This is a genomic window from Halosimplex rubrum (assembly GCF_013415885.1).
GTDB classification, from domain to species: Archaea; Halobacteriota; Halobacteria; order Halobacteriales; family Haloarculaceae; genus Halosimplex; species Halosimplex rubrum.
The window spans coordinates 1968397-1986823 of sequence record NZ_CP058910.1 but is presented as its reverse complement, the minus strand read 5'-3'; the positions used below and the strand labels follow the sequence as shown (position 1 = coordinate 1986823).

Genomic DNA, 18427 nt, shown 5'->3' with positions numbered 1-18427 from the left:
TCGGTAACAAGTCGGGGTATGCTCCGGTATGTGGGGTTGCTGTTGCTGGTGCCGCTGCTGGACTCGCTGTTCCTCGTCTTCGTCGCGACCCAGATCGGCGCCCCGCTGACGATCCTGCTCGTCGTCCTGACCGCCCTCCTGGGACTGTTGCTCGTCCGCGCCGAGAGTCGCCACACCATCCGCAAGATACAGCGGAAGCTCGCCGCGGGCGAACTCCCGACGAACGAACTGCTCGACGGCGCCTTCCTGCTCGTCGCCGGCGCGCTGACGCTCACGCCCGGCCTGGTGACGGACGCCATCGGCATCCTGCTGCTCGTCCCGTTCACCCGGGCGCCCGTCCGCTGGTTCGTCCGCGAGAAGATACTCGTCCCCTACATGGACAACAAGAGCGGCGGGTTCGCCACCGGCAACGTCTACATCGGCGGCTTCCCGTTCGGCGGCGACGGCGGTCCCAACGTCGGCGGCCAGGGACCCGACGGCAGGGGTCAAGGCCCCGGCCCCGCGGGGCCCTCCGACGGCGACGCCTACGACCTCGACGAGGACGCCTACGACATCGACTTCGAGGACGGCGACCGCGACGACCGCCGCGGGTTCGACTGAGCGACGACCGCCGCCTCGACGGACCACCCTGTGTGACGGTACCACAGAACCGCCACACGGCGGAGCTATCGAGGCCGAAGGGTAACTGTTAAAGTCCCCCATCGGAAACGTATGGATGCGTTCAGCACGGGCCAATAGCTCAGTTAGGTTGAGCGCTCGGCTGATAACCGGGAGGTCCGCGGTTCAAATCCGCGTTGGCCCATCTTGCTACCGGTCGTTTACTGTCCGAGAGAGTTTCGGCTGTAACGACCCGTAGCGTTCGAGATTCTGGCGTTGCGCAAGTTCGAGACCAGCGCGAAAATTCGGAGTTCAACAGGTTTCCTATCGGCCACCCCGCCGTCTTGCGGTTCGCGTTAGCCGGAGGTGTTTCCGCGTGAGTCAGCCGGCTTCCGCGGACTCGCGCGCCGAGGTGGAGACGGCCGTGCGGAACCGGTCGCAGTACGCCGACACGCTCCACCGGCTCGACCCCGACGCCGACGAGCCCGAGCCGGCCTGTGTTGAAGCGGAGTACCGTTCGGACGCCGAGTTCACCGACGTTCCCGTCGCGGCGTACCCCCACTACAGTCTGTGCGGGAACCCGGAGTGTTTCGGGAGTGAGTGGTGGTGACGGGGAAGCAGTCTGCGGACGATTCGGAGTACCGAATCGTTCTCGAACGGGCTGATATCTCCGCCGAGCAACTGAAGGACGCGCTCACTCGGGGCGGGATCAAGCGCGGCCGGCTGACCGTCGAGCGCGTCGGAGGTGACGACCGGTGACGTTCCAGTCGTCGCTGTTCCACTACGAGAAAGACCTGTCGGAGTTGTCGGACGCTCAGCGAGAGGTGTACGAGGCGGTCGAACAGGACGGCTACGGGATGCGCGAGTACGCCCGTAAGACCGGTCGCTCCCCCGGCACCGTCGGGAACCTCCTACGTCGGGCTCGCCGGCGTCTCGACGGAGGTGAGGCGTCGTGACCGGGTTCGTCCGCGCCTCCCGTCTGTACGACGTAGAGGCGGGCGAGCGCGTCCGTTGGGACTGGGGCGGTCAGCAACCGGTCGCAGAAAGCGAGGCGCGGGTCCAGCGCGCCGTCGCCACAGCCGAACGGGAGCGGTGACCCGTGTCCCGATACGTCAAAGCAGCCCCGCACGAGGGCGACATCCGGTTCACGGTCGGTGTCCATCCCGACGAGCACGTGACCGACCACGGGCTCGCACCTTACTATGCGATGGACAGTCTCATCAAAGATTGGGGTGACCGCTGGGAAACCGACGGGAAGCCGACCGAAGACATCCAGTTCATGGGCGAGACGTGGGCCACCTGTTTCGACTACTCGAAAAGTGGTCTCGATCCCTGGGAGAATCCTGAGTTCGAAATCGAACAGGTGCGCGAGTTCCAGTTTTATTTCGTCGCGAAGGACTCGCCCCACTACAGCGGCGAGCGCGCCGACCACGACGACCGCGTGAAAGGCGGGACGATCACGGTGCGCCCGCGGTGGCCCGACCTCACCTCCGACGGCAAGCCCGTGTCAGTCCCCGACTACGGTGCCCCGTATATCGACGTGCAAGTGCAGGCATCGAATTTCCCACACGAGGAGTACCTGACACTGGTGAAGCGCGTGATGGACGCCTACGGTATCGCTGCGCGGTACTTCGACCAGCCCCACCCGGACAGCCACATCGACGACCTGGCGTACTACGTGCGGTTGTTCCGCGGCGAGAGCGGTCCGCTGTACGCACCGGACGGTCCGATAGCCCGCACCCACACGCTCATCCAGGGCGACCGGAGCGGCTACCGCAAGCACGTCGAAGACCACACCAAGATTCCCGGCTACTACGTCACCACCACTGTCGAGGACGAGAAGGCCGGCGAACTCGTCCGTGGGCATGGGCTGGGGAAGGAACTCAAGCACTACTACCCAGATGAACCCGACGAGTTCGACGCCGACGAGGCGCCGTATCATCCGAAATTCGAGGTGTCCTATCAGACCGCTCGCACCGACGAGACCGTCCGGTGGTCGGACCTGAAGGACACTCGCCGAGAGCTTGAGGAGACGCTATTGAACTGCCTCGAATGGTGCGGACTCGCGACCAGCGCCGAGAGCGACGCGTTCGTTCCGTTCGACCCGTACTGGACGCTCGGCGATACCCACGAGGCGCGGAAGCTCGTCAAGTGCCCCCTGCCGGAGATCGAGAGCGAGCAGGAACACCGCGTGATGCAGCTGTGGGGCGAGATGACCGACGCCGACCGCGACGTGACCGAGTTGCTGTTGACCGACGGCGGGAAGGTCTCGCCCCAGGAGGCCGCCGAGCGGACGGGCAACACCTACCGGACGGTCCGGACGGTCATCGAGCGGATGGAGGGGCTGATTCGCCACACCTACGGCGAGATGGAACTGACATCGAAGAAGGTCCAGCAGGAGTTACTGAAGCGGGTGCGAGCGGCCGGAGACCGCTTCGAACAGTCCATCGAGACCGCCGCCATGGACCTTGCCGACGCGGCCGACGAGCGTCAGAACAGTGAGTGGGCGCGTCTCCGCCGCGAGTACGCTATCAGTGTCGTCGACCGCGACGACTGCCGGAAGATGTTGAAGGTCGGATACCAACCGACCGACGAGGATGAGGCGCGGAGCATCGTTCGGGAGATCAAGACGACCTACCAGGAGTGCGTCGAGCGGAGCGTCTTCGGCGTTCACGTCGCGGTGTCCCTGGCCGACGGGACGCGCAAGCGGTGGCGAGACCTGCGTGACGCCTTCCAGAAGTCCGTCGAGCGCCAGTCTCGCCAGGAGAAACACAACCGCCAGGCGCGGGAGATCTTCGACTTCGAAGCGTGGAAGGAAGCCGGGTGCCCGCCGGCCGACGAGTGGGGTAGCGGCGGGTAAGCGCTCGCCTGGCGAGAGGCATCACTGTCGTTCACCCTGTTTTTGCGGTCAAATTGGCCGATTTTCCCCTCGAACCCCCAGGTGCGCGCGGCTCGGGTCGCTCAAATCGCAAGCGACCCGAGCCGCGCGACCAAGGGGAAACCGGAACACCGCCTTCCGGTTTCCCCTTAGTCGTGTGGCTAAGGCCACTTGTCCAAAATACACCGCACGCCTTTTGCGGAGCGCGCGAGATTTCCGCCCCCTTGGGAGCGCGCGAAAAAATCGGGGGGTGGGTCAGCCGATCACGTCGTCGATGGCGAGCTTCGCCTGCTGGGTGTCGCGGTGGGCGCCGCCGCCGTGCCACGTCAGCAGCGGGAGTCGCGACGAGTGGCGCATCTCCATGTTCAGCACCGTGACACCGCGGCCCTGCGGCCGGTAGACGACGAACACGTACCAACCGTTCGCGTCGCGGAGTTTCCGGTGGTACGCCTCGTATATCTTAAAGTTTCCAGGCTGGCCGTCCGCGTGGTTCGCCATCGTCGATTTGATTTCGACCGGGTCGCCGCCCGGCCGCCGCGCGTCGCGCCAGGAGGCGCGGTCGAGGTCGAGGCCGTAGCGGTTCGCGGCCTTCCGCTCGCAGAGCGTTCCGTAGTGGTTCGCGCGATGCGAACGATTTTTCGAAGCGGTCATTTTTCTGTTACCTCCGAAGCCACACAACGCGCCCGTCGCGCGTCATATATATCGACTCCGCCGCCCGCTCTCCGCCTGGCGCCCATGACTCGCGTCCGCTCGCACCCGGCGAGCGGGCGCCATGGGCTGTGTGTAAAGGGGGGTGTGTAGACGCCGACAGACAGACACCGCCGCGTCGTCATGCGGTTAGTGCCTCCACGGTGTCGATGGCCGCCTGGTGCTGGCCGTCCTGAATCTCGCGCCATCGAGAGCCAACCCAGTCCTTCCCGTAGGGGACGTATCGGGCCGTCTCGCGGTGGCTCAGGTTGTCGTGCTTGCACTCTCGCACCGTCCAGATAGCGAGGTTGCGGGCCACCTCGTCGGGCTCGCGTTCCTCGTCACTGTCGGCGGATCGGGACCACGCCCAGGGTGCGGTGTCGGCGGTGTCGAATCGCCAGTCAGTCGGCGGGATACCGTCTATCTCAGCGATTTTCCCCGCGATGCGGTCTTGCTTGACTCGCTCGGCGAGGACCGCCGACTTCTTGCTCGTCTTCTTGATGATCGTGCCGACACGCCAGGCCAGCGGGTGTACCGACCGCGGGCCGTGGGCGATGATGATGAGCATCACGCCGTACTTCCGGGCGAGGTAGATCGCCTTGGCGAGCTTCGTCTGGGTCTGGTAGCCTTGGCTGCCGACGCCGCCGGCGCTCACCGAGAACTCGTCGCCGATGAACAGCTTGTGGGTCTGGTCGTTGTGGACGGGGTCGCCGTCCTGTTCCATCCACTCTTTGAACGTCGGGAAGTCCCGCACCCAGCCGTCGCGCGTCTCGCCGTCTTGGTCGGTCCACTCGTCGGTTTCTTGGAGGGTCTTGATGTTCGAGGCGACGAGCGTCTTCCCGTCGTTGAGCGCGACCTTGCGCTGGCCGAGGAGGCCCGAGAGGTCGGTCTTGCCCATGCCCGTCTCGCCGAGGATGACGATGACCGGCGCCGGCGCGGTGAGGATGTCGTCGACCTGGCCGATGGCCCGGATACCGGACACGTCGGCCCGCTGGTTCTGGTCGCCCGTGAGGTGCTTGAGCGTCGGCATGTCGCCGTTCTCAAGCGCCGAGCGGGCCGTCTCGGTCGCTTCGATGCCGCGGATCTTCTGGACTTCGCGGAGGTCTCGGGCCTGACCGGGCATCTCGCTGGGGTCGTCGGCCTTCTCCGGGTCGTAGTGTTCGGCCTGAACCGCGAGGTAGCGGGACACCTTCGGGTCGCGGACGATGCCGGCGTGTGCTGCGGCGTCGGGGTCGCGGACGCCGTAGCCGGCCTGATGTTCGCGGTACTGTGCGGGCGTGTACACGTCGTTGTCGTCACTCATTGCTGGTGTCGGAGTTGCTATCGGCGTTGGTTTCCGAGCGATTCTCGGGCGGGCGAGCGGGGGTGTGGTCGTCGGGGAGGTCTTCCGGCGAGAGTTCGGGCTTGTCGCTCTCGTCAATCTCAATGCCGTCGACCTTGTTCTCCCAGACCTCTTTCGCGGCGGACTGGTCGACCATCAGCCCACGCTCGCGCGCCTCGGCGTGTTCGTTGACGATCTCCTGTTCGAGTTCGACACTCGACTCGTGCCACAGCGCCCGCGCCTCGACGAGCTGCTCGAAGGCATCGAGGAGGTAGCTGTGGATGCTCTTCATGTGGCTCTTGGAGGTGACGAGTTCGGAGTCGGAGGCTTCGCCCATCCACGTCCCGCGGACTCGGAGTTCGCCGATGTCTTCGAGCCATTCGAACTCGCGGACCTCGAAGTCCTGGTTGTCGTTGACCGGGTACGGCGGCGGGCCGTCGACGGTCTTCTCGTCCCAGATATCGGGCGGGACCTGCCACTTCTCGCGGGTGTCGGTCACCGCGTTGATGTGGTAAACCGTGTGATATCGCCACTTTCGGAGCCACCGGACGATGAGCAACCCGGCGAGGTAGCAGGGGAAGGCTAGGAGGACCCAGGCCATCAGGCCGGCACCGACCCACGGCGGGAAGTCGGGCATCGACGGACGGATGTAGATGACCAGGGCGATGACCCCGAGGATCAACCCCGAGACGAGCCACTTGTAGGCGGCCAGCAGGTAGGTGAGGCGGTCCCAGCGGCCGCCGAACGTCGGGAGCGGGTTCGACGTACTCATGAGGCCACCACCGGTTCGCCGCCCTCGCGACGGAGTTCAGACACGCCCGCGATGACCACCCACGACAGCGCGACGACGACGCCGATGAGGAGTGCCTTCTGCGGGGTCGTCTTCGAGATGCGCTCGAAGGCGTCGGACTCGGCCGCGATAGTGTGCCCGTACAGCGCGTTGTCGGTGGAGATCGCGACGCCGACGTACCCCTCGTGGCGAGTGACCGGGAGCGTGACGCGAATCGTCTCGCCGGGCTCGACGGCGTCGACGCGGCGGGGAATCTGGCCGCTCCCGCCGGCGACGAGCGCGCCCGCGTCGTTGACCGTGATGACCTGACGGGTCTCCGAGTGGAGGACGACGGTGACCGTCTCTCGCTCGTCGTGGTAGTTCGTCCGGACGAGCGTGGTATGGTCGTCGACGGTCGTCCCGTTCGGGCGGTCGGGGGCGTCGTCGACCGTCTCGCTGGTCGGCGTCGGGGTCGGCGTGGGCGTGGGCTGGGAGGGGTTCGGAAGCGTGACGTTCGGGGGGTTGACCGAGACGTTCGCGTCGGGGAGCGTCGTGTTCAGCCGCGGGACGGAGACGTTCGCCTCGGGAATCGAGACGTTCGCCCACTCCATCATCCAGGCGGTGATCTCCCGTTCCTCGCCAATCGTGAAGCCGTACTCGTCGGCGTGGGAGGGGTAGACCGCGTAGACGGAATCGACCTGTTTCTGTGTGAGGTTCGCCCGGTCGCGCTCGACGTAGGTGAGTACGTCGGCCTTGCTGGTGTGGTCGACGAGACATTCGCGGTACTCGCCGACGGACGTGTAGTTGCGGAGGTCGTCGCACTCGCCGGGATCGGCCGCCGCGGGCGCAGCTGCGCCAGCGGCGAGCGCGAGCGTCAGCACTACCGTCGCGGTGAGCAAAAAATAGCGCATGGGTGTGGTTACTTCCCCTTTCTGCGGTTGTTCACTTCGCGGATGACCATGCCGCCGCCTCCGCCGCCCGAGAGTAGGCCGACGAGGATGAGGATGACCGCGCCGGCGCCGACGACGATGCCGAGGGCGCTGCCGCCGAGAGCGGCCTTCGCGCCGCCCCAGCCGCCGAACAGGCCGCCGCCGCCACCGCCGCGGCGTTGCTCGCGGGCTTCGACTTCCGTGCGGATCTCCGCGAGTTCCTGCATCACCTCGTTGTACTCGGTGGTGTTGGCGGTCTGGTAGTCGACCTCGCGGACGGTGACGTTGCGGACTTGCTCGCCCCGCGCGTTCGTGATGTTGGCGACGGTGAAGTTGCGGGTGAGTTCGAGCATCCGCGAGTCCGTAACGAGCATCTGTTCACCGCCGATCGTGTCGGGGTTGTAGGTGTTGCCGGCGGCGAACTTGCCGCTGGTGGGGTTCTCGTCCGAGAGGAGCATCCCCTCGTAACTCGCGGAACCGGTAACAACCTTGAACTTCCCCACCTCGTCGATGTTCTCGGGAGTGTTACTGCCCATCAGGGTGAGCGAGGTGGTCGCCCACGCCTGGAAGCTCCCGCCGGGGGAGTACTCGCGCTTGGCGAGGTACGGGTCGACGAGGTCGGAGTTGTTGATCTCGCCGGCGATGTACTGGTCGTAGGTGTTGGCGACGAAGTTCTCGACTTCGGTGTGTGCCTCGCTGGTCTGGGAGTCGATCTTGGAGAGCTTGCGCTCGTAGGAACTGAGCGAGGTGATGTTGACCCGGTTGTAGTCTTGGGGTTTCGGCGGGAAGGCGACGAACTCGTCGAAGCCGTACTTGTAACTACTGTGACCGTCGACACCGTCGACGGCTACCGCGCCGGTGTCAACGGTGACCGTTTCGGTCCAAGGACCGTAGTTGGGGTTGTAGGACCCGACTTGGATATCCACCGTCCGCACCTGAACGCTCGTCCCGTTCTGGAGGGTGAAGGTGGTGTTGCCGAAGCCGGTGATGTTCATGTACGCCTCCTTAGGCGAACCGGGACTGGTGTAGTAACCCGGGTCGGACAGCTCGCGGTCAGGGAGAACGGAGATGTACCAGTCGGGTACGCCTTTTTCCTCGATGGCCTTGGTCCGCAGGTAGTCGAGATTCGCGATCTGGTTGTTCCAGCGGTTGACCAGATTGTACTCTTTGACGCTGTAGTACTCGTCTTGCTGTTCTTTCGCCGCGGTGGTCGCGGCGGCCTCGCTGGTCTGGTTGTTGAGCGCGCGGATGTAGGCGTTCTTGCCCTCCATCAGCGCGATAGAGAGCGTATCCTGCAGGTAGTTGTTGAGCGAGGCGTTGTACACCTCGTAGTTGGCCTTCGAGTTTTGTGCGCTCTGGTAGATGTCGAGCTTGGTCTGGTTGGCGTCGGTCTGGGTCGTGTTGACCCCGCGAGTCCCGGCCAACTGACAGGCCGCCCACTCGGCGCCCTCCTCGATAGCCGCGCCTGCGACACCGACGCCGGGACCGAGGAGCATGTACGCCAGTTGGTGCGACTCTGCGGACGGCGAACAGACGTTGGCCTCGGCACCTTCCGCCGTCGCGATGACGTCGACGGCGGGGTCGGTTTCAGCCGTGGGCTGTGGGCTGGATGGGCCGAGCGCGGGCGCGAGCGGCGCCTGGATGCTCGCGAGCAACAGCATGATGCCGAGCGCGAGCGCTCTGGGTCGAGCCATCTCTCTTACCCCCAGTAGGCGACGAAGCCGTAGCCGACGGCCTCGACGATGACCACGAGCGTCCCCAGGACGGCGCTGCCGATGACCGCCTCGCGAGCGCCGGGGACGAAGGTGGTCACGACCAGCACGAAGGCCGTCCCGAAGACGAGGACGATCTGGCGCTGGTCCATCTGCCCGAGGTCGTGGTCGTTAGTGACCCAGGCGAACAGCAGCGCCCCGAGAGCGACCACGAACGCGAAGGAGACCTCCGTCGCGCCGAGGGTGATCAGCGGGTCCGAGAGCGAGACGCCGAACAGCGACACGTCGGCGATGCCCGTCCCGGCGCCGCTGGCGAATGCGAAACCTGTACCAACCGCACTGTCGACCGCGTCCATCTTTCTGGATACCATAGTGGTCAGCCGCCCTACGCAGGCGGACGGCCGACGCTCGGCGACGGTCTAGTAAAAGCCAGGTCTGTCCAGAATACTTCCCAATAACACTCTTGTGCTGTCAGATTTTGTGTAGGGTATGACACAGATTTGGGACCAGATCACAGATAAGATTGATTTTAACCGGAGTGGGGCGGTGCAAGTGACATATTCCTTCATTGCAGGAATTGCTTCAGGGACAGTAGTTTCGTCGGTCGGGCAGACAATCTCAGTCTGGGAACTGACGTTCTTCATTTTTGTCGAACTTTTTCTTTTTGTGGCAGTTGGCCTTTTCATGCCCTCTGAGGATGAACGGGCTACAGATGTAGATGAAGATCCGGCTGAAAATGAGTCAGGTACAGAGCTGCAGGTCAAGCGCCTCGATGATTATGCGTAAACCCCAGGGGTCGCGCGTCGAGAGATACGCTCGCCGCGATATGCACACGAGCGCGAATCGGTCGTGTGCATATTCGGTGCCCGGGGAGGGCTCCGAACCTGGGTATCGAACGCTGTGGGCCGTGGGCCAGTATGAGCTTTAAGAGTAATCGGGGTTCCAGTCACTCGCTCAGACCTGCTTTTTGGCTTCGTGTTCACGAACGGTCGGTATGCGAATCCGCGAAGACGGCAAGCACGCGCACCGGACGGACACCATCGAACAGGCTGCCGAGTTCTGGGGGTGCAACAAGACCACCGCATTGATGCGGTCAGCGGACTTCGCCCGGCGAATCGACGAGCGAATCCGAACTGTTCTCGCTCGTGACGACCTGACGGTCGCGCAGAAGCGGGAGATCGCGGAGACGCTCACAATTCCCGGCACCTACGAGCTGCGGGTCGACGAGACGGTCGCGGTCGAGCGAGGTGTCGACCGATGAGCGGTGAGTCACCGCTGGTGCGGCTGGCGAAGCGCTCAGAAGTAGCGTGCGTCAGACGATAAAAACCGCGAAAATCGAAGTTCCGATTAGGCGTCGGGGCCTTCCTGCTCGTTCAGCGTCGAGGAGGTGTCGCCCTCCTGAGCCTGATAGACAACACTGAATTCGTAGGTGGAATTGGCCGCGACGTACGCTCGGTCGCCCGAAACGACTGCGCTGTCATCTCCGCTGGCTGTACCATTCCACTGACCACTGTTCAACGATGCATTGCGGTGGTCGATGGTTGGTGCGCTGGCATTCGCTTTGAGCCAGTCACTCCAATCATTACGCGCCGAATCACCCAGCGAATTGATGTCGAAGAATCCGCTGCCGCGAATGTACAACTCTTCGGAGTTAACTGAATCGCCACCATCATGCGACACTGTGGTCACGCCCACATTATCTTGATCACTGAATTCGTGGACCTCTTGATAGTCGAAACCGATCGTCGCGGTCGGTGAACCCTGCTGTGCCTGATTACCCAGCCCAAGGACGAACGACGCGATGACGGCCGCGAGGATGACCGTGATCGCGACCATCAGGATGACGCCGATGACCGGCGACACCGCGTCGTCGTCGTTCAGTAACTGCTTCAGATCCATGTGCGACTGGCCAGTATCCGGATAGTATCTTAAAGGGTACTTGCTGTTTCTCGACACGAGCCATTCAAGCACACTTATCGGGCAATTACACAGTGGGACAAACAGATCAAGGGTCTATTGAATGCTGTCGAGATTGTTTATATCTCCGAAAACCGGGCAAGGCCCGGAGAGATGCGGTGAATCTCTTCGCACCAGAGCGGAACGCCAGTGACGGGGTTGGTGTCAGTTACGCGGACGCCACCCACGCTATTGCCCGTCGGCAGTCGCGGTGCAAATCAAGGTCTTATCTCAGTGAACTAAAATTTATCCGGACAACCTCACTCGTCGTCAAGCCGGAGATCGTCAGCATCGAGTTCATCGTTCAGGAATTGCTGGCCGAAGTCTGTTATCCGGTATCCTGCCGTATCCTCGTGGCGTTCCAGTAGTCCGTGTTCAGCGAGGATTTTGCACCGCCGGGAGATGTGACGGTTAGTATATGGGATGTTCAGGGCCAAGCTCGCCGATTTCATCCAGCCACCGTAATCCGCCAGTTCAGACACTATTACGCGGTCTGATGGCTTGAGCCACTCAACTCGGCGGTGCATCTCGTTTTCGCTGTCAGATGGGTTACTCATAGTTTGACCGGTGGCACGTTTTCAAACAACTTTCATGCATTCTATGACTACAATTCTTGCATCAAAGCTTAAGTTAGGTCGTCACAACGGTGGTGATAGAAGCGGATACCGGTCAGGTGCGAGTTGGTTGCGAGAAAGAGTCGTCGACCGACGCCCCTACGCGCCGGCCGGGTCCGCTCTGTGAGCGAACACATGACGACGAGATATGCACGCTGGCATAAGCCAGGTGGCGAGCGGTATCGAGCAGGAACTACTTTCACCGGCGGCTCGGCCGTTCAGCCGTCCGATACGTCGCCGGTCGGAGGGGTCAGTTGCGGGATTCCGGCACTTTACTTTCACTGTGCGTCCGTGGATTTCCCCTTTTACCTCCCAGTCCGTCAGCCCGACCCGGCTATGTCGGTAGACGAGAAGAAGACCGTCCGAATTGAAGACGAGAACGACCGTTGGCGATTCACCTGTCCCCGCGGCCATCGCGACTGGGAGCCCACGAATCACCACTTCTGGTGTGTATCCTGCGCCCGCGCCGAGGGTGTGGATGGGGTGTTCCACGAACTTCGCGACAAGACGAACGGTGACCACTACGCACGCGACGAGGTGCAGCTTCTGACGCCCGCCGGACCCTACGACCGAGATCTCGACCGGAGGGGATCGGCGTGAGCAACTTGGAGCCGCTCGCTCCCGAGCCCGCTGTAGAGCTGTATCTCGACCAGCGCAAGGGCGAGGTATCGGAGCAAACGCTCAGTTCGCACGGCTACCGCCTAGAGCAGTTCGTGGAGTGGTGCGAGGAAGTCGAAGGGATCCACAATCTCAACGACTTGACCGGCCGGAAACTCCACACGTACCGCGTCTACCGGCGCCAGGAAGACGACATCAAGCCCGTGACCCTCCAGGGCCAGCTATCGACCCTGCGGATGTTCCTCCGGTTTTGCGCGTCTGTCGACGCGGTACACGAGGGACTGGCGGAGAAGATTCTTCTCCCGTCGGTCCCGGAGAGCGAGCAGGCCAGTCGAACGACGCTCGACGAGGACCGCGCGGCAGATATCCTCGAACATCTCCGCAAGTATCAGTACGCGAGTCGCGACCATGTGGTCCTGCGGTTGCTTTGGTGTACCGGTATCCGCATGGGCAGTGCCCGCGCTATCGACCTGGAGGACTTCGACCGCGACGCGCCCGGCGTCGAGCTGGTCCACCGCCCTGGGCAGGAAACCCCGCTAAAAAACAAGGAGCACGGCGAACGGTGGGTTGCTCTCCGACCGGAGACGGCCGAGATTCTGGAGGACTATATCGACGGTCCGCGCGCCGACACGCGTGACGAGTACGACCGCGAGCCGCTACTGACCACTGCGCAGGGCCGAGTCTCGACATCCTGTGTCCGCAATGCGGTGTACGGCGTCACTCGGCCATGCGAGTACGGTCCCTGCCCACACGACCGGAAGCCGGAGGACTGCGACGCGACCGAGCACTCGCTGGCAAGCAAGTGCCCTTCGTCGCGGTCACCGCACGACGTGCGTTCCGGCGCGATCACGTCCCACCTGCTCGACGAGGTGCCAGTCGAGATCGTGAGCGACCGGATGGACGTGAGTCAGAAAGTGCTGGACAAGCACTACGACCGGCGCACCGAGCGCGAGAAGATGGAACAGCGACGCGAGTACCTGCGAAACTGAGGCAACATCATGAGTGCAAATACCTCCGAAAACGAGACGCAGAGCACGCCAATCGCCGAATCCGCCGAACCCGCGTTGGCCCACTCAGTTTCTACACGCACTACCCGACGGAGCGCCATCTGTCGGAGCACAGCACGCGAACCGACGGCGGTATCGTCGACGGAAGCGGGTGTCGCGGTCAGGCGCCGGGACCCTCGGCCGTGTAGACGACCGACGAGGACTCGTCGTGCGGCGATCGATACACCAGCGTCAGCTCGTAGTCGCGGTCGACGGGGACGTTGATCGAGTCTTCGGTGACGATTCGGCTCTCCTCGCCGGAGGTTCGGTCGGCGGGCCAGAACCCGGTCTCGTTGACGTGGAGCCCCACGGTCTCGCCGTCCTCGTAGAACTCGTCCTGTACGTCCAGCGAGTCCGACGACTGTACGTTCCCGTGGGCGGTGTCGGAGGCGTTGAAGCCCGACCCGCGGACGTACAGCGCGTCGAAGTCGATCGAGTCGCCGCCCCGATGAGAGATCGTCGCGTAGCCCGACCCGGCGTGGTCGGGGACCGGCGTGTACTCGTCGTCGAAGCTCGTCGTCGGTGTCTGCGGCCCGGTCTGGTTCCCGTACCCGAGGACGAGCGACGCGATGACGGCCGCGAGAATCACCGTGATCGCGACCATCAGTACGACGCCGATGACCGGCGACACCGCGTCGTCGTCCGAGAGAAGCCCTGTGATGTGCATGTGTCCACCAGCACCCGCGCCGTTGCGCAGTGCTATCCGGATGCTTCCCGGTTACGTACATAAGTCCACGACGCCGTTTTCGCGCGTACCGGCCGATCAGGAGACATTTATCGCGTTCAAGCCGGGCTTGGAGTTCCGTAGCGACGGAACGGACGGTTCTCGACGGCGAGAGCCGCGGCTACGTGGTGTGATAAAACGGAAAGAGAGTGACGCGAGTTAGGCGTCGGGGCCTTCCTGCTCGTTCAGGGTCGAGGAGGTGTCGCCCTCCTGAGCCTGATAGACGACGCTGACCTCGTAGTCCGAGCTGACGTAGACGTTCGCGCGGTCGCCCGAGACGATGGCGCTGTCGTCACCGCTCTTGGTACCATTCCAGAGGCCCGCGCTGCTGTGGTGGATCTGCGAGCCACCGTTGTCCCGGACGTAGGTCCCTAAATCTTTAGAGACAGCGGGGACATCCGTACCATGTATATCCGTCCCGTTGAATCCGCTCCCACGCACGTACAGTTCCTGATCGGAGACGGAGTCACCACCGTCGTGGGAGATCGAGAGAACGCCCCAATTAGTTGTCGGATTCTCGTCGACCTGCTCGTAGTCGAAGCCGATGGTTGCAGTCGGTGCGCCTTGCTGTGCCTGATTCCCGAGACCGAGGACGAACGACGCGATGACGGCCGCGAGGATGACCGTGATCGCGACCATCAGGATGACGCCGATAACCGGCGACACCGCGTCGTCGTCGTCGAAGAGTTGCTTGATATCCATGTGTATTCACCGCATCTCTTCTGGCGCGCTGACACGCACACCCCTGCGAGATGCTACCCGAGTAGTCCCGGCTTACCCACATAAACCCGGGGTTGCGTTTTCCCCGAACCGCCCGTTCAACCGGAGGTTTCGCCGTTCAAGCCCGGGTTGAACGGTAGTAACGAACGCTGAAAACGGCCCCGAAAAACCGCTAAAACGCCCGACATAGCTGTTTAGCGACCATTCGCACGTGAAGTATTCGATATCTAACCAGAACCGCGTGCTGTCCGGTTCGGGCCGCGCCGGCCGCGGTAGCCGACTCCGAACGCGCGGTCCCTCGCTCGGGGGTGGCGGTAGCGCGACCATATTCGCGCGGGCGGCCCGTCGACCGCGACCGCCAACTCGTGTGGTAGTGGTCGACACATATTTGTAATGGAAGGCGGTATCTGGCCCCATGGTTCGAACACGTCGTGCAGTCCTGGCAATGGGTGCAGCAAGTCTCTCGGCGCTCGCAGGGTGTGGAAACGGTGGGGGCGGGGGCGGCAGTGGCGGTGGCGGCGGTGGCGGCGGTGGTGGGGGCGGTGGCGGCGGTGGCGACGGCGGTAATTCGGGTCCGTTCCCGGAGAACACCGACGTTACCGATATCTTCGAGGAGATCGAGGAGACCATCGAGATCCCCACGGGGGAGCACAAGGCGTACGAACTCTCGTTCCCGAACGGCGGCGCCCTCAAGTACAACTTCACCGTTACGAGCGGGCCGGCGATCGACGTGCTGATGATCCGCGACGGCGAGTTCAACTACTTCGAGCAGGGGTACCAGGTCAACTACAACTCCGCGCATACGGTTCAGGAGAACATGGAGGGGTCCTCGTCGGCCGGGATCAGCGAGGGGACGTACTTCCTCACCTTCGACAACTCCGAGATGGGCCGTGCTCAGCCGCCGACGCCCGAACCGACGCCGACGGCGACCCCGACGGCGACGCCCGATTCGACCGATTCGAGCGGGGACTCGACGGCGACGGAGTCGATGGAGACCGACTCGACGAGCGGCGAGTCGGAGTCGACCGACTCTTCCGGTGGTGCGAGCGGCGCGACTGCCACCGTCGAACTGTCGATCACCGCCGGTCAGTAACGCGACCGACACTACCCGGGCACGGAGGGGTTCGATCTGCACCCAGAGCCCAAATACTCAAAACACTTCACTCCCGAGTGTAAACCGACAACCCATGCCCACCGTCGAAGTCTCACTTCCGGAGGACGTATTCACGAAGCTCGAACGCATGACCGAGGAGGAGTTCGTCAGCCGCGAGGCCGCCGTCGAGGAGTTACTCTCGATGGGGCTGGACGCCTACACCCGCGACACCGGCGAGGAGGTCGCCGAGACGGACATGGCCGACGAGTTCGCCGACGACATGTGGGACACCGCCGAGGACCCGGGGATGCGCGAAGAGGACGACGACTTCTCGTTCTGAGGGCCGTGCCGAGGTCGCTCCCACCCGGCTGGACCCGGTCGTCCGCGCTCGGTTCGACTACCGGCGGGACTCGGGTGCCCTCCCGCGGATCGACCCCTGCTCGCGGGCCGTCTTCGAAACCTTCAATTATCCCTGTCCTCAATTCGAGAGTGTAGCAGGCAAGCGCGGGTTGGTGGTCTAGGTTGGTTATGACACCTCCTTGACATGGAGGAGGCCGGCGGTTCAAATCCGCCCCAACCCACTTCTTGCAGGATCGACCGGTGAGATGCTACTGTGCGTTCATAGCTGCTCGCTCGGATGGGACGAGAGGTCCGATCCCGTGAACGCAGTAAATCGAACGACGGACACGGGCTGGATACTCTAGACCTGTCCCTTCCTGGGTGATTTTCGACCTTACAAGGGTTCGTCTGGAACAGCCGGCGAGCTTCGCGTCCTCGTGGTCGCCGTAGTGCTTCAACCCCACAAGGGTTCGTCTGGAACTGTTCGCCCGCGCGCTTGCCGCCGCCCGCGATGGCGCTTCAACCCCACAAGGGTTCGTCTGGAACCACGGCCCGCACGCTTCTTGATTCGGACCCCAGTTGCTTCAACCCCACAAGGGTTCGTCTGGAACGGCGGACTGGTACGACTGCGTCCACCCCCGCGGGACGCTTCAACCCCACAAGGGTTCGTCTGGAACGTGGTTCATCGATACCGAGGAATCCGAGTTAGAGGCTTCAACCCCACAAGGGTTCGTCTGGAACTACCATTGTCGGTGTCACCGACGAACATCGACATGCTTCAACCCCACAAGGGTTCGTCTGGAACCGACCGGCGAGACCGAACACACCGACGAGCAGGGGCTTCAACCCCACAAGGGTTCGTCTGGAACGACGACCCGCTTTACGTCGCGTTCAAGGAGGGCGGTACGCTTCAACCCCACAAGGGTTCGTCTGGAACCCCTCAAACCCGGCGTCTGCGAGGCTCTGCCGCTTTGCTTCAACCCCACAAGGGTTCGTCTGGAACCAGTCGGCCCGGCGCGACGCTCTCGACCGGGTCGGGCTTCAACCCCACAAGGGTTCGTCTGGAACCATGCCCGAAACCGGGCACTAAGTGGGTCTATGGGCCGTTCACAGTTCAGTGTTTCCGTCGACCATCGATACCCCGCTACCCCCCGGGGGGTCGACGGCTCAGAGGAAGCGGCTGTCCTCGGTCGGGTCGTCACCGTAGACGGTGCGGTCGAGGAGTGTGTCCGACGAGAGTTCGTAGACGATGACGGATTCGCCAGCTATCAGGGTGTCTTCGATCTCGCCGCGGAGTGTTGCCAGGTCGCCTTCGGAGATTTCCCCCTCGAGGACGGAGTTTTGAACGTGGGTGAGATACCGACGACAGAGTCTCAGCATCCGCTGGGTGCGGTCGGCCTCCATATCGTAGACGAGGACGACGTACACGTCACCACCACCGTCGGAACGGCTCGTAGGCCTCTCCGGCGAGCAGATGTTTCTTCAACTTGTACGCCTCCAGCCGCAGGAGGTACTGGTAACTCACTTTTCGGTTCAGCTCCGGATGCTCGACGGTCCGTTCGAGCGTCTCCTCGAACTCCTTCGAGAACGTCTGCCGCCCACGTTCGGTGAGCAAACACTCCCCGAGTTCGGTCTCGAAGTCGTCAGTCGTGATCTGACGGCGATTGACCAGCCGAAACAGGACGCGGTCAGTGAGCAGCGGCTTGAACAGGTCCGCGAGGTCGAGCGACAGGGAGTAGCGTCGCTCACCGGGTTCGTGGAGATAGCTCACCGCGGGATCGAGCGCCGTCGCGCGAATGGCCGAGACGCAGTTGGCGTAGACGAGCGCGTTCCCGAACGAGAGCAGACTGTTCACCTCGTTGGGCGGCGGATTGTACTCCCGCGTCCCGAGTTCGAACTCGTCCCGGAGGACGCTGTCGAAGGTCCCGTAGTACGCCTTTCGCGCCGTCGCCTCGACACCCATGAGTTCCTCGACGTCGTCGGCCTCGGCGACGCTGTCGGCCACCGTATCGAGACGCTCTAGCGTCGCGTCGAGGTCGGCCGACCGCCCGTCGTAGTAGGCGACGTTCGCCCGCATGTTGTGGATACTCCCGCGGACGAACGCGGCGGCGAGGTCGCGCCGGTGTGCGGGGTCGTCGTACGCGCGGACCTGGGAGACGACCGTTCGACCGGATGTCTGGCCTCGCTCGGGCATCACCGACCCGGAGTAGTAGTCGTTCCAGCCGAAGACGTGCGCGGCGATGCCGTTGTCGTTCAGGAACGATAGTAATCGCGTGTTGAAATCGATCTGGCCGTGCAGGTAGACCGCTTCGGCGTTCTCGATCGGGATGTGTTTCTTCTCGCCGTCCTCGGTCGCGAGTCTGAGCGTGTCTTCGTGTCGTTCCAGCCGGCCGTTCGAGAAGACGTGGTAGTTTCTGTCCATGG

General features: G+C 63.4%; 24 protein-coding genes, 2 tRNA genes and 1 CRISPR repeat array. Of the genes, 14 read left to right on the top strand and 12 right to left on the bottom strand.

All coding sequences use genetic code 11. The features are described 5' to 3' along the window. The first annotated feature begins 18 nt into the window (after positions 1-18). The 7 genes from HZS55_RS09855 to HZS55_RS09825 all read left to right on the top strand — a co-directional run bounded on the left by HZS55_RS09855 (position 19) and on the right by HZS55_RS09825 (position 3457). Complete coding sequence (locus HZS55_RS09855; protein ID WP_179911506.1) at positions 19-600, top strand: FxsA family protein; 582 nt, start codon at positions 19-21, stop codon at positions 598-600. Positions 601-728: 128 nt separating this feature from the next. Beyond that, positions 729-802, top strand: a tRNA-Ile gene (locus tag HZS55_RS09850). A gap of 171 nt (positions 803-973) precedes the next feature. After that, positions 974-1207, top strand: coding sequence for a hypothetical protein (locus HZS55_RS09845; RefSeq protein ID WP_246308406.1), 234 nt, complete (start codon positions 974-976; stop codon positions 1205-1207). Beyond that, positions 1204-1356 (top strand): hypothetical protein, encoded by a 153-nt coding sequence (locus HZS55_RS09840; protein WP_179911505.1) that lies wholly within the window; start codon positions 1204-1206, stop codon positions 1354-1356. The genes HZS55_RS09845 and HZS55_RS09840 overlap by 4 nt, the downstream gene beginning before the upstream one ends. Next, the gene (locus HZS55_RS09835; RefSeq protein WP_179911504.1) at positions 1353-1553 is read left to right on the top strand and encodes a sigma factor-like helix-turn-helix DNA-binding protein; all 201 of its coding nucleotides are present in this window, start codon (positions 1353-1355) and stop codon (positions 1551-1553) included. Before HZS55_RS09840 ends, HZS55_RS09835 begins: the two co-directional genes overlap by 4 nt. Then, the gene (locus HZS55_RS09830; RefSeq protein WP_179911503.1) at positions 1550-1693 is read left to right on the top strand and encodes a hypothetical protein; all 144 of its coding nucleotides are present in this window, start codon (positions 1550-1552) and stop codon (positions 1691-1693) included. The genes HZS55_RS09835 and HZS55_RS09830 overlap by 4 nt, the downstream gene beginning before the upstream one ends. Positions 1694-1696: 3 nt before the next feature. Beyond that, the gene (locus tag HZS55_RS09825; RefSeq protein ID WP_179911502.1) at positions 1697-3457 is read left to right on the top strand and encodes a DUF7845 domain-containing protein; all 1761 of its coding nucleotides are present in this window, start codon (positions 1697-1699) and stop codon (positions 3455-3457) included. A 273-nt stretch (positions 3458-3730) separates the two neighbouring features. Here the strand turns inward: HZS55_RS09825 and HZS55_RS09820 are convergent, their stop codons facing one another. From HZS55_RS09820 to HZS55_RS09795, 6 genes are all read right to left on the bottom strand, one after another. After that, positions 3731-4126: a hypothetical protein gene (locus tag HZS55_RS09820; RefSeq protein WP_179911501.1), complete on the bottom strand. Its 396-nt coding sequence runs from the start codon at positions 4124-4126 to the stop codon at positions 3731-3733. 178 nt (positions 4127-4304) lie between these two features. Continuing rightward, complete coding sequence (locus HZS55_RS09815) at positions 4305-5465, bottom strand: hypothetical protein (RefSeq protein WP_179911500.1); 1161 nt, start codon at positions 5463-5465, stop codon at positions 4305-4307. After that, a complete protein-coding gene (locus HZS55_RS09810) occupies positions 5458-6255 on the bottom strand; it encodes a hypothetical protein (protein ID WP_179911499.1) in 798 nt (265 codons plus the stop codon). Before HZS55_RS09810 ends, HZS55_RS09815 begins: the two co-directional genes overlap by 8 nt. Further along, positions 6252-7133: a hypothetical protein gene (locus HZS55_RS09805; RefSeq protein ID WP_218927294.1), complete on the bottom strand. Its 882-nt coding sequence runs from the start codon at positions 7131-7133 to the stop codon at positions 6252-6254. Before HZS55_RS09805 ends, HZS55_RS09810 begins: the two co-directional genes overlap by 4 nt. Positions 7134-7171: 38 nt before the next feature. Then, positions 7172-8875, bottom strand: coding sequence for a hypothetical protein (locus HZS55_RS09800; RefSeq protein ID WP_179911497.1), 1704 nt, complete (start codon positions 8873-8875; stop codon positions 7172-7174). Positions 8876-8880: 5 nt separating this feature from the next. After that, the gene (locus HZS55_RS09795; RefSeq protein ID WP_179911496.1) at positions 8881-9264 is read right to left on the bottom strand and encodes a hypothetical protein; all 384 of its coding nucleotides are present in this window, start codon (positions 9262-9264) and stop codon (positions 8881-8883) included. Positions 9265-9382: 118 nt separating this feature from the next. On the opposite strand from HZS55_RS09795, the gene HZS55_RS09790 reads away from it, so the two are divergent. Together HZS55_RS09790 and HZS55_RS09785 are read left to right on the top strand one after the other, a co-directional pair. Next, entirely contained in the window at positions 9383-9679 is a 297-nt protein-coding gene (locus tag HZS55_RS09790; protein ID WP_179911495.1) for a hypothetical protein, read from the top strand. A gap of 208 nt (positions 9680-9887) precedes the next feature. Then, the gene (locus tag HZS55_RS09785) at positions 9888-10154 is read left to right on the top strand and encodes a DUF7692 domain-containing protein (RefSeq protein WP_179911494.1); all 267 of its coding nucleotides are present in this window, start codon (positions 9888-9890) and stop codon (positions 10152-10154) included. Between the two features lie 86 nt (positions 10155-10240). Here the strand turns inward: HZS55_RS09785 and HZS55_RS09780 are convergent, their stop codons facing one another. Together HZS55_RS09780 and HZS55_RS09775 are read right to left on the bottom strand one after the other, a co-directional pair. Next, positions 10241-10792: a type IV pilin gene (locus tag HZS55_RS09780; protein ID WP_179911493.1), complete on the bottom strand. Its 552-nt coding sequence runs from the start codon at positions 10790-10792 to the stop codon at positions 10241-10243. A 317-nt stretch (positions 10793-11109) separates the two neighbouring features. Beyond that, complete coding sequence (locus HZS55_RS09775; protein WP_218927293.1) at positions 11110-11406, bottom strand: phage repressor protein; 297 nt, start codon at positions 11404-11406, stop codon at positions 11110-11112. 393 nt (positions 11407-11799) lie between these two features. On the opposite strand from HZS55_RS09775, the gene HZS55_RS09770 reads away from it, so the two are divergent. Together HZS55_RS09770 and HZS55_RS09765 are read left to right on the top strand one after the other, a co-directional pair. Continuing rightward, positions 11800-12063 (top strand): hypothetical protein, encoded by a 264-nt coding sequence (locus tag HZS55_RS09770; RefSeq protein ID WP_179911492.1) that lies wholly within the window; start codon positions 11800-11802, stop codon positions 12061-12063. Continuing rightward, a complete protein-coding gene (locus HZS55_RS09765; protein WP_246308405.1) occupies positions 12060-13070 on the top strand; it encodes a tyrosine-type recombinase/integrase in 1011 nt (336 codons plus the stop codon). Before HZS55_RS09770 ends, HZS55_RS09765 begins: the two co-directional genes overlap by 4 nt. Before the next feature lie 178 nt (positions 13071-13248). On the opposite strand, the gene HZS55_RS09760 is transcribed toward HZS55_RS09765, so the two are convergent. Both HZS55_RS09760 and HZS55_RS09755 read right to left on the bottom strand, forming a co-directional pair. After that, positions 13249-13794 carry a type IV pilin gene (locus tag HZS55_RS09760; RefSeq protein WP_179911491.1) on the bottom strand — a complete coding sequence of 182 codons (546 nt, stop codon included), beginning with the start codon at positions 13792-13794 and terminating at the stop codon, positions 13249-13251. Positions 13795-14010: 216 nt separating this feature from the next. Next, a complete protein-coding gene (locus HZS55_RS09755; RefSeq protein WP_179911490.1) occupies positions 14011-14553 on the bottom strand; it encodes a type IV pilin in 543 nt (180 codons plus the stop codon). 433 nt (positions 14554-14986) lie between these two features. Between HZS55_RS09755 and HZS55_RS09750 the strand changes: the two genes are divergently transcribed. The 3 genes from HZS55_RS09750 to HZS55_RS09740 all read left to right on the top strand — a co-directional run bounded on the left by HZS55_RS09750 (position 14987) and on the right by HZS55_RS09740 (position 16245). Beyond that, positions 14987-15664 carry a hypothetical protein gene (locus tag HZS55_RS09750; protein ID WP_179911489.1) on the top strand — a complete coding sequence of 226 codons (678 nt, stop codon included), beginning with the start codon at positions 14987-14989 and terminating at the stop codon, positions 15662-15664. Between the two features lie 94 nt (positions 15665-15758). Next, complete coding sequence (locus HZS55_RS09745; protein ID WP_006885692.1) at positions 15759-16004, top strand: DUF7120 family protein; 246 nt, start codon at positions 15759-15761, stop codon at positions 16002-16004. 166 nt (positions 16005-16170) lie between these two features. Beyond that, positions 16171-16245 (top strand) — tRNA-Val (locus tag HZS55_RS09740). A 143-nt stretch (positions 16246-16388) separates the two neighbouring features. Next, a CRISPR array of direct repeats spans positions 16389-17071; the repeat unit is 30 nt; unit sequence GCTTCAACCCCACAAGGGTTCGTCTGGAAC. 99 nt (positions 17072-17170) lie between these two features. Here HZS55_RS09740 and cas2 read toward each other — a convergent pair. Together cas2 and cas1b are read right to left on the bottom strand one after the other, a co-directional pair. Beyond that, on the bottom strand, positions 17171-17431 hold the full coding sequence (cas2, locus tag HZS55_RS09735) for a CRISPR-associated endonuclease Cas2 (RefSeq protein WP_179911488.1): 261 nt from the start codon (positions 17429-17431) through the stop codon (positions 17171-17173). Position 17432: 1 nt separating this feature from the next. Beyond that, positions 17433-18425: a type I-B CRISPR-associated endonuclease Cas1b gene (gene cas1b / locus HZS55_RS09730; protein WP_179911487.1), complete on the bottom strand. Its 993-nt coding sequence runs from the start codon at positions 18423-18425 to the stop codon at positions 17433-17435. Positions 18426-18427 lie beyond the last annotated feature (2 nt).

Excerpts from the sequence above, each read along its gene's own strand:
- HZS55_RS09750 (WP_179911489.1), top strand. The coding sequence starts at position 14,987 with ATGGTTCGAACACGTCGTGCAGTCCTGGCAATGGGTGCAGCAAGTCTC.
- HZS55_RS09810 (WP_179911499.1), bottom strand. The coding sequence starts at position 6,255 with ATGAGTACGTCGAACCCGCTCCCGACGTTCGGCGGCCGCTGGGACCGC.
- HZS55_RS09820 (WP_179911501.1), bottom strand. The coding sequence starts at position 4,126 with ATGACCGCTTCGAAAAATCGTTCGCATCGCGCGAACCACTACGGAACG.
- HZS55_RS09855 (WP_179911506.1), top strand. The coding sequence starts at position 19 with ATGCTCCGGTATGTGGGGTTGCTGTTGCTGGTGCCGCTGCTGGACTCG.
- HZS55_RS09815 (WP_179911500.1), bottom strand. The coding sequence starts at position 5,465 with ATGAGTGACGACAACGACGTGTACACGCCCGCACAGTACCGCGAACAT.
- HZS55_RS09780 (WP_179911493.1), bottom strand. The coding sequence starts at position 10,792 with ATGGATCTGAAGCAGTTACTGAACGACGACGACGCGGTGTCGCCGGTC.
- HZS55_RS09795 (WP_179911496.1), bottom strand. The coding sequence starts at position 9,264 with ATGGTATCCAGAAAGATGGACGCGGTCGACAGTGCGGTTGGTACAGGT.
- cas1b (WP_179911487.1), bottom strand. The coding sequence starts at position 18,425 with ATGGACAGAAACTACCACGTCTTCTCGAACGGCCGGCTGGAACGACAC.
- HZS55_RS09790 (WP_179911495.1), top strand. The coding sequence starts at position 9,383 with ATGACACAGATTTGGGACCAGATCACAGATAAGATTGATTTTAACCGG.
- HZS55_RS09760 (WP_179911491.1), bottom strand. The coding sequence starts at position 13,794 with ATGCACATCACAGGGCTTCTCTCGGACGACGACGCGGTGTCGCCGGTC.
- HZS55_RS09785 (WP_179911494.1), top strand. The coding sequence starts at position 9,888 with ATGCGAATCCGCGAAGACGGCAAGCACGCGCACCGGACGGACACCATC.
- HZS55_RS09775 (WP_218927293.1), bottom strand. The coding sequence starts at position 11,406 with ATGAGTAACCCATCTGACAGCGAAAACGAGATGCACCGCCGAGTTGAG.
- HZS55_RS09770 (WP_179911492.1), top strand. The coding sequence starts at position 11,800 with ATGTCGGTAGACGAGAAGAAGACCGTCCGAATTGAAGACGAGAACGAC.
- HZS55_RS09755 (WP_179911490.1), bottom strand. The coding sequence starts at position 14,553 with ATGGATATCAAGCAACTCTTCGACGACGACGACGCGGTGTCGCCGGTT.
- HZS55_RS09745 (WP_006885692.1), top strand. The coding sequence starts at position 15,759 with ATGCCCACCGTCGAAGTCTCACTTCCGGAGGACGTATTCACGAAGCTC.
- HZS55_RS09800 (WP_179911497.1), bottom strand. The coding sequence starts at position 8,875 with ATGGCTCGACCCAGAGCGCTCGCGCTCGGCATCATGCTGTTGCTCGCG.